This is a genomic window from Cellulosimicrobium funkei (genome assembly GCF_004519295.1).
Classification (GTDB): Bacteria; Actinomycetota; Actinomycetes; order Actinomycetales; family Cellulomonadaceae; genus Cellulosimicrobium; species Cellulosimicrobium funkei.
On the sequence record NZ_SOZH01000008.1, the window covers coordinates 150,948 to 163,580 of the forward strand.

Annotated in this window: 12 protein-coding genes; 6 read left to right on the forward strand and 6 right to left on the reverse strand. The window is 75.1% G+C overall.

What is annotated here, in order from left to right:
• Positions 1 to 36: 36 nt before the first annotated feature.
• Both E1O70_RS14295 and E1O70_RS14300 read right to left on the reverse strand, forming a co-directional pair.
• Positions 37 to 252: a hypothetical protein gene (locus E1O70_RS14295; RefSeq protein ID WP_043653789.1), complete on the reverse strand. Its 216-nt coding sequence runs from the start codon at positions 250 to 252 to the stop codon at positions 37 to 39.
• A 52-nt stretch (positions 253 to 304) separates the two neighbouring features.
• Positions 305 to 1,561: a hypothetical protein gene (locus E1O70_RS14300; protein WP_061266651.1), complete on the reverse strand. Its 1,257-nt coding sequence runs from the start codon at positions 1,559 to 1,561 to the stop codon at positions 305 to 307.
• Between the two features lie 162 nt (positions 1,562 to 1,723).
• Between E1O70_RS14300 and E1O70_RS14305 the strand changes: the two genes are divergently transcribed.
• Positions 1,724 to 2,794, forward strand: a complete 1,071-nt coding sequence (locus E1O70_RS14305; RefSeq protein ID WP_061266650.1) for a hypothetical protein — start codon at positions 1,724 to 1,726, stop codon at positions 2,792 to 2,794.
• A 21-nt stretch (positions 2,795 to 2,815) separates the two neighbouring features.
• Here the strand turns inward: E1O70_RS14305 and E1O70_RS14310 are convergent, their stop codons facing one another.
• A complete protein-coding gene (locus tag E1O70_RS14310; protein ID WP_082774183.1) occupies positions 2,816 to 4,312 on the reverse strand; it encodes an XRE family transcriptional regulator in 1,497 nt (498 codons plus the stop codon).
• Positions 4,313 to 4,428: 116 nt separating this feature from the next.
• On the opposite strand from E1O70_RS14310, the gene E1O70_RS14315 reads away from it, so the two are divergent.
• Positions 4,429 to 6,369 (forward strand): phosphoenolpyruvate carboxykinase (GTP), encoded by a 1,941-nt coding sequence (locus tag E1O70_RS14315; protein WP_082774182.1) that lies wholly within the window; start codon positions 4,429 to 4,431, stop codon positions 6,367 to 6,369.
• 39 nt (positions 6,370 to 6,408) lie between these two features.
• Positions 6,409 to 7,074, forward strand: a complete 666-nt coding sequence (locus E1O70_RS14320) for a class I SAM-dependent methyltransferase (RefSeq protein ID WP_082774181.1) — start codon at positions 6,409 to 6,411, stop codon at positions 7,072 to 7,074.
• Here the strand turns inward: E1O70_RS14320 and trpS are convergent.
• Positions 7,068 to 8,201 (reverse strand): tryptophan--tRNA ligase, encoded by a 1,134-nt coding sequence (gene trpS, locus E1O70_RS14325; protein ID WP_061266649.1) that lies wholly within the window; start codon positions 8,199 to 8,201, stop codon positions 7,068 to 7,070. The two genes, E1O70_RS14320 and trpS, sit on opposite strands and share 7 nt — an antisense overlap.
• Positions 8,202 to 8,409: 208 nt before the next feature.
• Between trpS and E1O70_RS14330 the strand changes: the two genes are divergently transcribed.
• Positions 8,410 to 9,282, forward strand: a complete 873-nt coding sequence (locus E1O70_RS14330) for an SMP-30/gluconolactonase/LRE family protein (protein WP_306303287.1) — start codon at positions 8,410 to 8,412, stop codon at positions 9,280 to 9,282.
• 15 nt (positions 9,283 to 9,297) lie between these two features.
• Here E1O70_RS14330 and E1O70_RS14335 read toward each other — a convergent pair whose 3' ends face one another.
• Positions 9,298 to 10,152 carry a fumarylacetoacetate hydrolase family protein gene (locus E1O70_RS14335; RefSeq protein WP_043653780.1) on the reverse strand — a complete coding sequence of 285 codons (855 nt, stop codon included), beginning with the start codon at positions 10,150 to 10,152 and terminating at the stop codon, positions 9,298 to 9,300.
• Between the two features lie 50 nt (positions 10,153 to 10,202).
• On the reverse strand, positions 10,203 to 11,207 hold the full coding sequence (locus E1O70_RS14340) for a C-terminal binding protein (protein ID WP_061266648.1): 1,005 nt from the start codon (positions 11,205 to 11,207) through the stop codon (positions 10,203 to 10,205).
• A 70-nt stretch (positions 11,208 to 11,277) separates the two neighbouring features.
• Between E1O70_RS14340 and E1O70_RS14345 the strand changes: the two genes are divergently transcribed.
• Complete coding sequence (locus E1O70_RS14345) at positions 11,278 to 12,090, forward strand: SDR family NAD(P)-dependent oxidoreductase (RefSeq protein WP_061266647.1); 813 nt, start codon at positions 11,278 to 11,280, stop codon at positions 12,088 to 12,090.
• Positions 12,091 to 12,139: 49 nt separating this feature from the next.
• A complete protein-coding gene (locus tag E1O70_RS14350; RefSeq protein WP_061266646.1) occupies positions 12,140 to 12,472 on the forward strand; it encodes a nuclear transport factor 2 family protein in 333 nt (110 codons plus the stop codon).
• Positions 12,473 to 12,633 lie beyond the last annotated feature (161 nt).

The following is a 12,633-nucleotide window of genomic DNA, read 5'->3' on the forward strand; positions in this document are numbered from 1 at the left end:
TGCCGCCTCGTGGGGTGCGGGTCGTCCGGGGTCGTGTCAGGCGGTGGCCTTCTGCGCGGCGCGGTTCACGAGTCCCGCGGCCTCCGGGCGCGTCATGCCCTGCAGGACGAGCTCCTCGACCAGCGAGGCGATGAGCTCGTGGACGTCGCGCGGGTTGAGCGGCGAGCCGGACCGGCGCCGGGCAAGCTCCTTGTTCAGCGGGGCGCAGCGTTCGGCGATGGTCGTGCGCGGGCGTGCCGGGACGGCGGCCATGGGGTCTCCTCTCGGTGCCTCGCGGGCGAGGCGCGTCGGTGGTCGTGAGGTCCTATGCGACGAGCGAGCGCTTCTGGCCACCCGTGCGGGCCGCGGCCACCAGGTCCGCCAGCGCGCGGCGCACGGCGAGCGGCGTCGCGCCCAGCGGGGCGCCGGGCAGGGCCGCGGCCGTCGTCAGGGCGGCGAGGTAGCGCGCCGCGTCGCGCGTCGTCTCGCCGGTCCCGCGGTCGGGGTCCCACGCGGAGCGCGCCTCGTGCTCGTGCTCGAGGAAGACGGTGGTGAGCTCGGCGACCCAGCCCGCGTCCACGCCGCAGCCCGCGACGGCCTGCTTGACGGCGACGCGGGTGCGGGAGACGGCGGGCCGGCCGGGGCGCGCGCGGTCGGCGAGCGCGTCGCGGACGAGCAGGTCCGCGATCCGCGCGCCGTACTCGTGGTCGGCGAGGGTCGAGAGCCGGTCGCGGTCGAACGCGGCCCAGAGGCGGCCGAGCAGGACCGCGCGGCGCTCGTCGGTGGTGGCGAGCAGCCCGACGACGGACCGCCGCGCGAGGTCCTCGTCCTCCTCGACCCACCCGAGCATCCGGGCGCGCACGTCCGGGTCGAGCGGGCGGTCGAGCTCGGGCAGGTCGAACGCCTCGCGGATCGCGCCCGCGTCGATCTGCGTGCGGAGCACGCCGCGCTGCCGCGCGGCCGCGCTCACGTGCGTCTCGTAGAGCTGCTCGAGCTGCGCGGAGCGCCCCGCATCGACGACGTCGGCCGCGGGGTCGGGGACGACCGGCAGCTCGTGCAGGAGGCCCGCGAGCCGGCCCTCGTCGTCGAGCGTGCCCTCCAGCAGGTCGGTCGACACGATCTGCCCCACCCGGCGCGCGCTGCGCACGGTGCGCAGGAGCGTGCGGTGCATGAGCGTGTAGTCGCCGAGCGCCTGGCGGATGGAGCCGGCCGCGCTCGCGCCGTCGGCGAACACCTCGAGGTCGAAGAACTTGGTGCCGTTGCGTCCCGTCGAGTCGCCGGTCGCGCCGTCGGCGCTCGGGAGGTCGAGGAGCTTGCGGGTGTAGAAGTCGACGGCCGCCTCGACCATGTCGTCGTGCAGGAACCGCGCGACGTCGTGCCGGTGGCAGTACCGCAGCGTCTCGGACGGGATGATCCCGGTCCGGAAGACGGCCTCGAAGACCGCCATGCGGGCCTCCCGCTCGGGGAGCGCGCCGGCGCGCACGCGCAGCGCGAGGTCGGTGGTGAGGCGGTCGAGCTCGTCGCTCGCGCGGTCGTGGGTGCGGGGGGCGGGGACGTCGGTGGCGACGGTCGAGGTGTGCATGGCGAGGGTGTGTGCGGCGCCCGCGCGAAAATCGGCCGCTCGCAGCCCCACGGCGCTGTGATGTCCGTCACACCATGGCGGGCGGCGTTCGAGGTGGCGCGCGCAGGTTGGCGCGCGCCCCCGCCGCATAGGCGTGGAGACCACCACGACGAGAGGACCCCTGTGGAGCACAGACGCCGGACGTTCGACGCCGGACCGGGAGCGGGCCTCCTGCTCCCCTCGTCCGCGATCGAGACGGTGGCCCGCCTGCACCGCTGGCAGGCGTTCGCCGGCCTGGCCGACGGCGAGGTGCTGCTCTCGCCCCTGTCCGCGTCACCGCTCCCCCTGCCGTGGACCGTGCCCGCGGGCCGACGGCGGTGGACCACCGTGCGCCCCGAGGCGATGTGGCACCCGCTCCTGTGGCTGCCCGAGCGCCTGAGCACGCCGCGGGTCCTGCGCGACCCGGTGACGGGCGAGACGTGGGGCGAGACGTACGACGAGTGGGCGCTGCGCGTCGTGCTGGAGCTCACCGAGGCGGGCCCGGTGACGCTCGACGGGCAGGAGTGGGTCCTGCTGCACGACCCGGCGCACGACCGGTTCGTGCGCCCCGCCGGGCCGGAGGACCACGACCTCGTCCCGCTGTTCGACGTGACGACCGGGACGTGGCTCGACGTGCTGTCGACCGTCGGGCTCGACGTCGACGACCGGGCGGACGTCGCCCGGGTCGAGGCGTGGCTCGCCGGCGGGGACGACGCCGCGCTCGACGCGGTGGACCTCGACCGGCACCTGCACGCCGAGGGGCGCGACCCGGCGTGGTCGCTCGACCGGGTGCACCGGCCCCTCGCCGGGCCGGGCGAGTCCCGGACCTACGTCGAGGACCTGCGCGACGCGTCGTCGGCCCTCGTGGCGCGCGAGCTCGGCGAGCGCGCCGCCCGCCTGGGGCGCGGCCGGGCGACCGCGCGCGAGCTCGGCCGGCAGGTCGGCACGCTCGCGCGCATCGCGTCGACGCTGCTCTCGCCGCGCGAGCTCGTCGCCGAGGACCTCGGGCTCGCGCTGTCGCTCGTCACCGCGAGCGCCGAGCGGGCGACGACGAGGCGGGCCGCGCTCGACGCCGTCGCGGACCTGCGCATGGTGCTCGGCCCGGTCGCGCAGGCGGCCGCCGTCGGGCTCGACCGCGTCGCGCTGCGGTCGGAGATCGAGACGGCGCAGGTGCACCGGCAGGTCGCGGCACTCTCGGGCCGGCCGGTCGCCTGAGGCGCGCTCGCCGGTGCCCGGTCAGGCGTCCCGCGGGGCGTGCTTGGCGAGGAACGCGTAGACCTCCGTCGCGTCGACGCCGGGGAACGCGCCGCTCGGGAGCGCGGAGAGCACGTGCTGGTGCATGCGCGCGCTGGGCCACGACGCGTCCTCCCAGCGCGCGGCCGCGTCCGCGGCCGGGCGGCGGCAGCACGACTCGTCCGGGCACGACGACTGCCGCCGCACCGTCGTGTCCCGGCCGCGGAACCACTTCGCCGACGCGAACGGCACCCCGACGGCGATGGAGAACTGGCCGGACGTCGTCGTGCCGGTCTGCGTGGAGCACCAGAACGTGCCCGCGGGCGTGTCCGTGTACTGGTACGACTCCTGCGCGCGGTCGCGGCGCGTGAAGGCCTCGCGGGCAGCCCACTTGCGGCAGACCATCTGGCCCTCGATCGAGCCCGTGACGTCGGCGGGCAGGGGAAGGCCGTCGTTCTCGTAGCCCCGGAACAGCGCGCCGTCGTCGCCGACGCGCAGGAAGTGCAGCGGGATGCCGAGGTGCACGGTCGCGAGGTTCGTGAAGCGTTGCGCGGCGGCCTCGTGGGTGACGCCGAAAGCGTCGCGCAGGTCCTCCACGGCGAGGTCCTTCTCGCGCTTGCGGCGCTCCAGGAAGTCGACGGCCGCGCTCTGCGGGATGAGGCAGCACGCGGCGAAGTACGTGATCTCGACGCGCTGGCGCAGGAACTCCGCGTACGAGCGCGGCCGCTCGTGCCCGAGCACGCGGTGCGCTATGGCCTGGAGCGCGAGCGAGCGCAGCCCGTGGCCGCCGGGGATCGACGCGGGCGGCAGGTAGATGCGCCCGTTCTCCAGGTCGGTGACGGTGCGCGTCGAGTGCGGCAGGTCGTCGACGTGCCAGATGGTGAAGCCGAGCTGCTCGGCCATGCGCGCGACGGTGCGGTGGGTGAGCGCGCCGACCGTGTAGCCGGCCTTGCGCGTCATCTCCTCGGCGAGCGCCTCGATCTCCGGGTAGTAGTTGTCGCGCGCCTGTCGCTCGAGGCGGAGCTCGGTGTTGGCGCGGCGCGCCTCCTCGGGGGTCGCGACGGCCTCGGTCGCGCGGCGCTGGAGCTCGGCGTGCAGGCCGACGAGGTTCTCGAGCACCGGCAGGGGCAGCTTCTGGCTCGCCTTCACGGCGGGCAGCCCGAGGCCCGCGAACAGCGGGCCGCGCTGGGCGCGGTCGAGCGCGATCTCCAGCGCGGCGCGGCGCGACGGCGGCTCGTCCGTGAGCAGGTCCGTGACCGGGACGTCGAGCGCCTGGGCGAGCTGCTGGAGGAGCGACAGCCGCGGCTCGCGGCGCCCGTTCTCGATCATCGACAGCAGGCTGGGCGCGGTGCCCACGGCCTCCCCGAGCGCGTCGAGGGTGAGGCCGCGCGCCGTGCGGAAGTGCCGCACGCGCCGACCGAGCGTGATGAGGTCCGCCTGGGCCGTGGGCTGAGCCTCGGGACGGTCCCCGGGGCGGCTGGACGACGTCGTGCTGGCCATGGCTTGACAGTACGTCAAGATCAACGAATCTTCACAGCATTCTGAGGCGAAATCTACGCCGGTTCCGCGTGAGGCTGGAGGTACAGCACCGCCCACCCGCCGAGCGAGGAGAACCCATGACCACCGCCGCAGGCCCCCGCCAGACCCGCCGCACCCGCCAGGCCGCGCTGCTCGACGACGTCGAGACCGACCTCGCCGGGCTGTCGACGGACCGGTCGCCGGGGCAGCGAGGCGGCACGGCCGACCCTCGTCCGCGCGACGCGCGCGCCTGGGTGCGGGAGATCGCGACCCTCACCGAGCCGGACGCGATCGTCTGGTGCGACGGCTCCGCGGCGGAGAAGCAGCGCCTGACCGACCTCCTCGTCGACGCCGGGACGCTCCTGCCCCTCGACCCGGAGCTGCGCCCCGGGAGCTACCTCGCGCGCTCCGACCCGAGCGACGTCGCGCGCGTCGAGTCGCGCACGTTCATCTGCTCGCGCGAGGAGGTCGACGCCGGCCCGACCAACAACTGGCGCGAGCCGGAGGCCATGCGCGCCGAGCTCCGCGACGTGTTCGAGGGCTCGATGCGCGGCCGCACGATGTACGTCGTGCCGTTCTCGATGGGCCCGGTGGGCGGCCCCATCTCCCAGGTCGGCATCCAGGTCACCGACTCGCCGTACGTCGTCGTCAGCATGGGGATCATGACGCGCGTCGGGACGGCCGTCATGGACCTCATCGACGCCGGTGCCGCGTTCGTGCCCGCCGTGCACTCGGTGGGCGCGCCCCTCGTCGACGACACCGGGGCGGTCTCCGAGGACGTGCCGTGGCCGTGCAACGACACGAAGTACATCGTCCACTTCCCGGAGACGCGCGAGATCTGGTCGTACGGCTCCGGGTACGGCGGCAACGCCCTCCTCGGCAAGAAGTGCTTCGCGCTGCGCATCGCGTCCGCGATGGCGCGCGACGAGGGCTGGCTCGCCGAGCACATGCTGCTCATCCGCGCGACGTCGCCCGAGGGCCGGGCCTACCACCTCGCCGCGGCCTTCCCGTCCGCGTGCGGCAAGACCAACCTCGCGATGCTGCGACCGACGATCCCCGGCTGGACCGTCGAGACCATCGGCGACGACATCGCGTGGTTGCGCCCCGGCCCCGACGGCCGCCTGCGCGCGATCAACCCCGAGGCCGGCTTCTTCGGCGTCGCGCCCGGCACCGGCGTCGAGACCAACCCCGCGGCCGTCGAGACGTTCGCGCGCGACACGATCTTCACGAACGTCGCGCTCACCGACGACGGCGACGTCTGGTGGGAGGGCCTGACCCCCGAGCCGCCCGCGCACCTGATCGACTGGACCGGCCAGGACTGGACGCCCGACGCCGGCCGCCCCGCCGCGCACCCGAACTCGCGGTTCACCGTCTCCGCGGCGCAGTGCCCGACGATCGCCGACTCCTGGGAGGACCCCGACGGCGTCCCGATCGACGCGATCATCTTCGGCGGACGCCGCGCGACCAACGTCCCGCTCGTCGCGCAGGCGTACGGCTGGGAGCACGGCGTCTTCATGGGTGCCACCATCTCCTCCGAGCAGACCGCCGCCGCCGAGGGCACCGTCGGCGCGCTGCGCCGCGACCCGTTCGCGATGCTGCCCTTCTGCGGCTACAACATGGCCGACCACTGGGCGCACTGGCTCCGCGTCGGCGCCTCCCTCGACCCCGAGAAGCGCCCCAAGATCTTCCAGGTCAACTGGTTCCGCAAGGACGCCGACGGCCGGTTCCTCTGGCCCGGGTTCGGCGAGAACGCGCGCGTGGTCGCGTGGATCGCGGCACAGGTCGACCGCTCGCGCGGCGTCCGCACCGACAGCGGCGCCGTGAAGAGCCCCGTCGGCCTGCTCCCCGCGCCCGGCGCGCTCGAGCTCGGCGGCCTCGACCTGGACGACGCCGACCTCGACGCCCTGTTCGACGTCTCGCCCGAGCAGTGGCTCGCCGAGGCCGAGCTGACCGCCGAGTTCTTCGACACCTTCGGCAACCGCGTGCCCGACGAGCTCTGGGCGCAGCTCGCGCGGCTGCGGGACCGGCTGGGCGCGTGACCGCGTGCGCCCGGGCCGGGCGCGGCTAGTGTCGGTCGCATGGTCGAACGACGCCCCTGGCAGTCCGAGGCCGACCTGCTGGACAGGGCGGACGCCGCCCACCCGACGGCCTGGTTCGAGCAGCTCTGGGCGTCCGCGGCGAGCGGCACCGTAACGACACCGTGGGACCACGACGACCCGCACCCCGCGCTGGCGGAGCGGGTCGTCGCCCCGCCGCACGGCGAGCGCCGCACTGCCGTCGTCGTGGGGTGCGGGCTCGGCGCCGACGCAGAGCACCTGTCCCGGCTCGGCTACGTCACGACCGCGTTCGACGTCGCGCCGTCCGCGGTCGCCGCCGCGCGCGACCGCCACCCCGGGTCGGCGGTGACATACGGCGTCGGCGACCTGCTCGACCTGCCCGCTGCGTGGCGCCGAGCCTTCGACCTGGTCGTCGAGGTCTACACGGTCCAGGCCGTGCACCGGGTCGTCCGCGCCGAGCTCACCGCCGGCGTGTGCTCCCTCGTCGCGCCGGGCGGCACGCTCCTCGTGATCCAGGCCGTCGCTGACGAGCCTGACGACGCCGGGCCGCCCTGGCCCCTCACCCGAGCCGAGATCGACGCGTTCGGCCAGGACGGGCTCGTCGCCGTCTCGGTCGAGCGGCTGGACCTGCCCGCGCCGGGCGGGCGCGGCCTGTGGCGCACGGAGCTCCGCCGGGCAGATCAGTAGGCGGTGCCCATGAGCTCGCGGACCTCGGCGAGGGTGCGCTCAGCGGTCGCGTTCGCGCGGGCGTTGCCCTCGCGCAGCACGTCGAGCGGGTCGGGCCCGTCCCCCGCGGCGAGAGCACGACGGCGGGCCCGCAGGGGACGCAGGTGCTCGACGAGCGCCTCGGTCACCACCTGCTTGAGGCGGCCCGCCCCGGCGGCACCGACCTCGTCGGCGAGCGCCTCGGGCGTCGTCCCGGCGGCGAACGCACCCAGGGTGAGGAGGTTCGCGACCTCGGGTCGGCGCTCGGGCTCGTACGTGACGTGCCGCTCGGAGTCGGTGCGATGGCGGCGGACGAAGCGCGCGGTGGCGTCCTCGTCGTCGCGCAGCTCGAGCGCGTTGCCCGCGGACTTGCTCATCTTGCGCCCGTCGGTGCCGAGCACGGTGGGCGCGGGGGCGAGCAGGACGTCGGGCTCGGGGAAGTACGGCTGCGCGGCGGCGTAGCGCTGGTTGAAGCGTCGCGCGACGGTGCGCGTGAGCTCGACGTGCGGGAGCTGGTCCTGCCCGCCGGGCACGAGGTTGCCGTGGCAGAACAGGATGTCGGCGGCCTGGTGCAGCGGGTAGGTGAACAGCAGGCCGCTCATGGGGCGGCCCTGCCTTGCGGCGGCCGCGACGGCCTCGGCCTTGACGGTCGGGTTCCGCTCGATCTCGGCGGTCGTGACGAGGCTGAGGAACGGCAGCAGGAGCTGGTTGAGCGCGGGGACGGCGGAGTGCGCGAAGACCGTCGTGCGGGCGGGGTCGATCCCGGCCGCGAGGTAGTCGAGGACGACCTCGCGCACGGTGGCGCGCAGGTCTCCGGCGTCGTCGCGGTCGGTGATGACCTGGTAGTCGGCGACGACGAGCACGACCTCGACGCCGTCGTCCTGCAGCCGGACGCGGTTCGCGAGGGTGCCGAGGTAGTGCCCGAGGTGCAGTGCGCCCGTCGGGCGGTCGCCGGTGAGGACGCGGAAGCCGGACGGGTCGGTCGCGAGCCGGGCCTCGATCTGCGCGGACCGCTCGCGGGCCGCCGCGACGGACGCGGTCGACGCGGACAGCCCGGACGTCGTCGCGGACGAGAGGGCCGACGGCGCGGGGTCGAGGGTCGTGGTCATGGTGCTCTCCTTCGGTGGGGAGCCACGCACCACGCCCGGTCGAGGACCGGACCGGCCCGGACATGACGACGTCCCGGCTGCGGCGCGCAGCTCGGGACGTGGGCAGGACTGGTCACGGCTGCGGAGGCAGCCACCACCAGCTCTGCGGGATCATGCGTCCACCCTACGCCCGCCGCGCGGGCCGACGGCCCTCGGCGAGAATGGTCGGATGCCTGAGATCTCCGTCGAGAACGTCACCGGTCCCGTCGCCTACCACGCGGAGGGTCCGGTGTGGTGGCCGGGCTGGGGCGGCCTGCGGTACGTGGACATGCTCGCGGGCGACCTCCTCACGCTCCGGCCCGACGGCGGCGTCGACCGCCTCCACGTGGGCGACCACGCGGCCGTGGTGCGGCCGCGGACCGGGGGCGGGTTCGTCGTCGGGCTCGCGCGGTCGGTCGCGGTGGCGGACGGCGACGGCGCCCCCGTCCGCACGCTCGCGACGCTCGTCGACGACCCGACGGTCCGCCTCAACGAGGGGGCGGCGGCGCCCGACGGCGCGTTCTACGTGGGCGGCCAGGCCGAGGGCGAGCGGCCGAGCGCGCTGTACCGGGTGGAGTCGGACGGGTCGTCGCGCGTCGCGCTCGACGGCGTCGAGGTGTCGAACGGGCTCGGGTTCTCGCCCGACGGGTCGCGGGCCTACTACGTCGACTCCGCGACGCGGCGGATCGACGTGCTCGACGTCGTGCCCGCCGCGGAGGACTCGCGCGGTCTCGTGCGGCGTCGCGCGTTCGTGGAGATCGACCCCGACGACGGCATGCCGGACGGCCTCACGGTCGACGCGGAGGGCGGCGTCTGGGTGGCGCTGTGGGGCGGCGGCGCGGTCCGGCGCTACTCCCCCGACGGCGTGCTCGACGCCGTCGTCCCGCTCCCGGTGTCGCAGGTGAGCGCGTGCACGTTCGGGGGGGACGACCTCGACCGGCTTTTCGTCACGACGTCGCGCCAGGGGCTGGACGACCCCGACGCGGACGAGGCCGCGTCGGGGTCGCTGTTCGTGGCGGACCCGGGGGTCCGGGGGCTCCCGGCCCTGCCGTTCGCGGGCTGAGCGTCCCCGCGGTCGTCAGCGGACGGCGTCGCGCACGCGCTGCTCGGCGCGGCCCAGGCCGTCGATCTCGAGGGTGACGACGTCGCCCGCGCGCAGGTAGGGGAAGCGCCCGGACAGGGCGACGCCCTGCGGGGTGCCGGTGTTGATGAGGTCGCCCGGCTCGAGGACCATGTACTGGGACAGGTGGTGCACGAGGTACGCGACGTCGAAGATCATGTCGGCCGTCGTCGAGTCCTGGCGGGGCTCGCCGTTGACCCAGGACCGGAGCCCGAGGTTCTGGACGTCCACCTCGTCGGCGGGGACGAGCCACGGGCCGAGCGGGTTGAACGTCTCGCAGCTCTTGCCCTTCGACCACTGACCGCCGGAGACCTTCATCTGGTAGTCGCGCTCGGAGACGTCGTGGGACAGGACGTAGCCCGCGACGTGGTCGAGCGCCTCCTCCGGGGACGACAGGTAGCGCGCCCGGCGGCCGATCACGACGCCGAGCTCGACCTCCCAGTCGACCGTCGTCGCCCCGGGCGGCACGAGCACGTCGTCGTGCGGGCCGACGACCGTGTTCGAGTGCTTCCAGAAGACGATCGGGACGTCGGGCGGCGTCGAGCCGGACTCGGCGGCGTGCTCCGCGTAGTTCATCCCGATGCAGACGACGGCCGTCGGCCGGGCGACGGGCGCACCGACGCGCAGCTCGTCCGCGCCGTCGAGCACGGGCAGCGCGCCCGCGGCGAGCGCCGCGCGGACCCGGCCGACGCCGTCGGCCGCGAGGAACGCGCCGTCGATGTCGCGGGTGAGCGGGTCGAGGGAGTACACGACCCCGTCCTCGCGGACGGCGGGACGCTCCTGGCCGAGGGGGCCGAGTCGGACGAGCTGCACGGGTGGGTCTCCTAGGTCGGGGGCGGGTGGCGCGGGCGCGGTGCACGTCCTCAGGCGAGGGCGCGCGCGTGGTCCGGGTTGACGATCGACGGCACGGGGCGGCCCGCGAGGAAGTCGACGGCGTTGCGCGCGGTGTGCACGGGAAGGTCCTGCATGGCCTCGGGCGAGAACCACGCGGCGTGCGGGGTGAGCAGCACGTTGTCCAGCGTGCGCAGGCGCGAGTCGGCGGGCAGCGGCTCGGTCGCGTAGACGTCGAGCGCGGCCGAGCCCACGTGGCCGGACGCGAGCGCGTCGGCGAGCGCGTCCTCGTCGATGAGCGGCCCGCGGCACGTGTTGACGACCCGCACGCCCGGCTTCGCGGCGGCGAGCGTGCGGGCGTCGAGCAGGTGGCGCGTCGACTCGGTGAGCGGCGCGTGCAGCGTGATGACGTCGGCGCGCGCGACGGCCTCGTCGATCCCCACGGCCTCGTGCCCGTCGGACGCCACGGCCTGCGGGTCGACGAACGGGTCGTGCACGACCACGCGGTAGCCGAGCGCGCGGGCGGAGCGCGCGACCTCGGAGCCGATCCGCCCGTACCCGATGACGGCGACGACGGTGCTGGACAGGCGCGCGGCGTGCTGCGCCGTCGGGGCCCACGTGCCCGCGCGCAGCGCGCGGTCGTAGGCGACGAGGCCGCGGTCGAGCGTGAGGATCATCGCGACCGTGTGGCTCGCGACCTCCTCGATGCAGTAGGTCGGGGTGTTCGCGACGGCGACGCCGCGCTCGGTCGCGGCCGCGACGTCGACCATGTCGTAGCCGATGCCCATGCGCGAGACCATGCGCACCCCGCCCGGCCCGGCGACGGCGTCGAGCACGCGGGCCGTGATCGGGGCCCACTGCACGACGAGCGCGGAGGGCGCGGACCCGCTCGCGGCGGCCTCCTCGACGGCGGCGATCACCTCGTCCTCGGTGCGCGCGGCGGCGCGCACGGCCCGCAGCCCGGCGGCGGTCAGGGTGTCCTCGCACGCGGTCCCGGGCAGGTCGCAGTCGGTGATGACGACGGTGTCGGCTGTCATGCGAGGAATGCTATAGCAAATAGCACCCTCGACCAACCCTCGGGCCGGTCGGATGCTATAGCGTGGGCTCATGACCCTTGCCCCGGACGGCGCGCGCCGCCGCCTCGCCCTCGTCACCGGCGCCAGCTCCGGCATCGGCGCCGCCACCGCCCTCCAGCTCGCGCGCGACGGGCACGACGTCTGGCTCACGTACACCGGCGGCGAGGCCGGCGCGCGCGCCACCGCCGCCCGCTGCGAGGAGGAGGGCGCCGCGACGCGCGTCTCGCGCCTCGACCTGCGCGACACCGCGTCCGTCGAGGCGCTCGTCGCCGAGGTCACCGACGCCTGGGGACGCCTCGACGTGCTCGTCAACAACGGCGGCGTGTGCCCCTACCGCACGCTCGACGACATCGAGCTCGACGAGTGGGACCTCGTCATGGAGACGAACGCGCGCGGCACGTTCGTGCTGTCGCGCGCCGCGCTCCCCCTGCTGCGCGCAGACCGTCCGTCACCCGCCGGGGCCACGGTCACGCCCGACGAGCGGACCGCGCGCGACCGCGCGATCGTCAACCTCTCGTCCATCGCGGGCGAGCAGGGCGCGCTCAAGACCGGCGTGCACTACGCCGCGAGCAAGGCCGCGATCCTCGCGATCACGCGTTCGTTCGCGCGCATCCTCGCGAGCGAGGGCATCCGCGTGAACGCCGTGACGCCCGGCCCGGTGACGAGCGCCATCACCGACCAGCTCGCCCCCGACGCGCGCGCCGGGCTCACCGCGTCCATCCCCCTCGGGGACTTCGGCACGCCCGACGACGTCGCCTGGGTCGTCGCGTCCCTCGCCTCCCCGCGCGCCGGGTTCGTCACCGGCGCGACGTACGACGTCAACGGCGGCGTCCGGATCGACTGACCGCCGGTCCGCCGCACCACTCGCCCACCCCCTGCACGAGGAGGCACCCATGAGCACGTCCCCGTCCGCCGTCGTCACCGCCCAGGTCGACGCGTTCAACGCCCGCGACCTCGACGGCTTCTGCGCGACGTACGCGCCCGACGCCGTCGTGAGCGGCGTGACCCCCGAGCCGATCGTCGGCCGCGACGCCCTGCGCGCGTTCTACGCGAGCCGGTTCGAGGACACCGCGCTGCACTGCGTCATCGACGCGTCCGTGACGTTCGGCGACCGCTGGCTCGTCGCGCGCGAGCTCGTCACGACGTCGAACGGCACCGGCGAGACCGTCGCGACGTTCGAGGTCCGCGACGGCCTCATCACCCGCGCGAGCATGGTCAAGGGCTGACGCCCTGGCCGCGTCCTCCCCCTCGCACGGGCGTAGCCGCCCAACGGCTCCGTGGGTCCTCCGCTCGGTCGCCGCCGCGAAGACGGGACGAGAGGCGAGAAATGGCCCCTGTCGCCAGCCTGCCAGGGGCCACAACTCACTTCTCGCGTCGACGATGCGGG

Bases quoted from the DNA above. Each gene is read 5' to 3' on its own strand.
- E1O70_RS14295 (WP_043653789.1), bottom strand. From the start codon at position 252: ATGGCCGCCGTCCCGGCACGCCCGCGCACGACCATCGCCGAACGCTGC.
- E1O70_RS14300 (WP_061266651.1), bottom strand. From the start codon at position 1,561: ATGCACACCTCGACCGTCGCCACCGACGTCCCCGCCCCCCGCACCCAC.
- E1O70_RS14310 (WP_082774183.1), bottom strand. From the start codon at position 4,312: ATGGCCAGCACGACGTCGTCCAGCCGCCCCGGGGACCGTCCCGAGGCT.
- E1O70_RS14315 (WP_082774182.1), top strand. From the start codon at position 4,429: ATGACCACCGCCGCAGGCCCCCGCCAGACCCGCCGCACCCGCCAGGCC.
- E1O70_RS14320 (WP_082774181.1), top strand. From the start codon at position 6,409: ATGGTCGAACGACGCCCCTGGCAGTCCGAGGCCGACCTGCTGGACAGG.
- trpS (WP_061266649.1), bottom strand. From the start codon at position 8,201: ATGACCACGACCCTCGACCCCGCGCCGTCGGCCCTCTCGTCCGCGACG.
- E1O70_RS14330 (WP_306303287.1), top strand. From the start codon at position 8,410: ATGCCTGAGATCTCCGTCGAGAACGTCACCGGTCCCGTCGCCTACCAC.
- E1O70_RS14340 (WP_061266648.1), bottom strand. From the start codon at position 11,207: ATGACAGCCGACACCGTCGTCATCACCGACTGCGACCTGCCCGGGACC.
- E1O70_RS14345 (WP_061266647.1), top strand. From the start codon at position 11,278: ATGACCCTTGCCCCGGACGGCGCGCGCCGCCGCCTCGCCCTCGTCACC.
- E1O70_RS14350 (WP_061266646.1), top strand. From the start codon at position 12,140: ATGAGCACGTCCCCGTCCGCCGTCGTCACCGCCCAGGTCGACGCGTTC.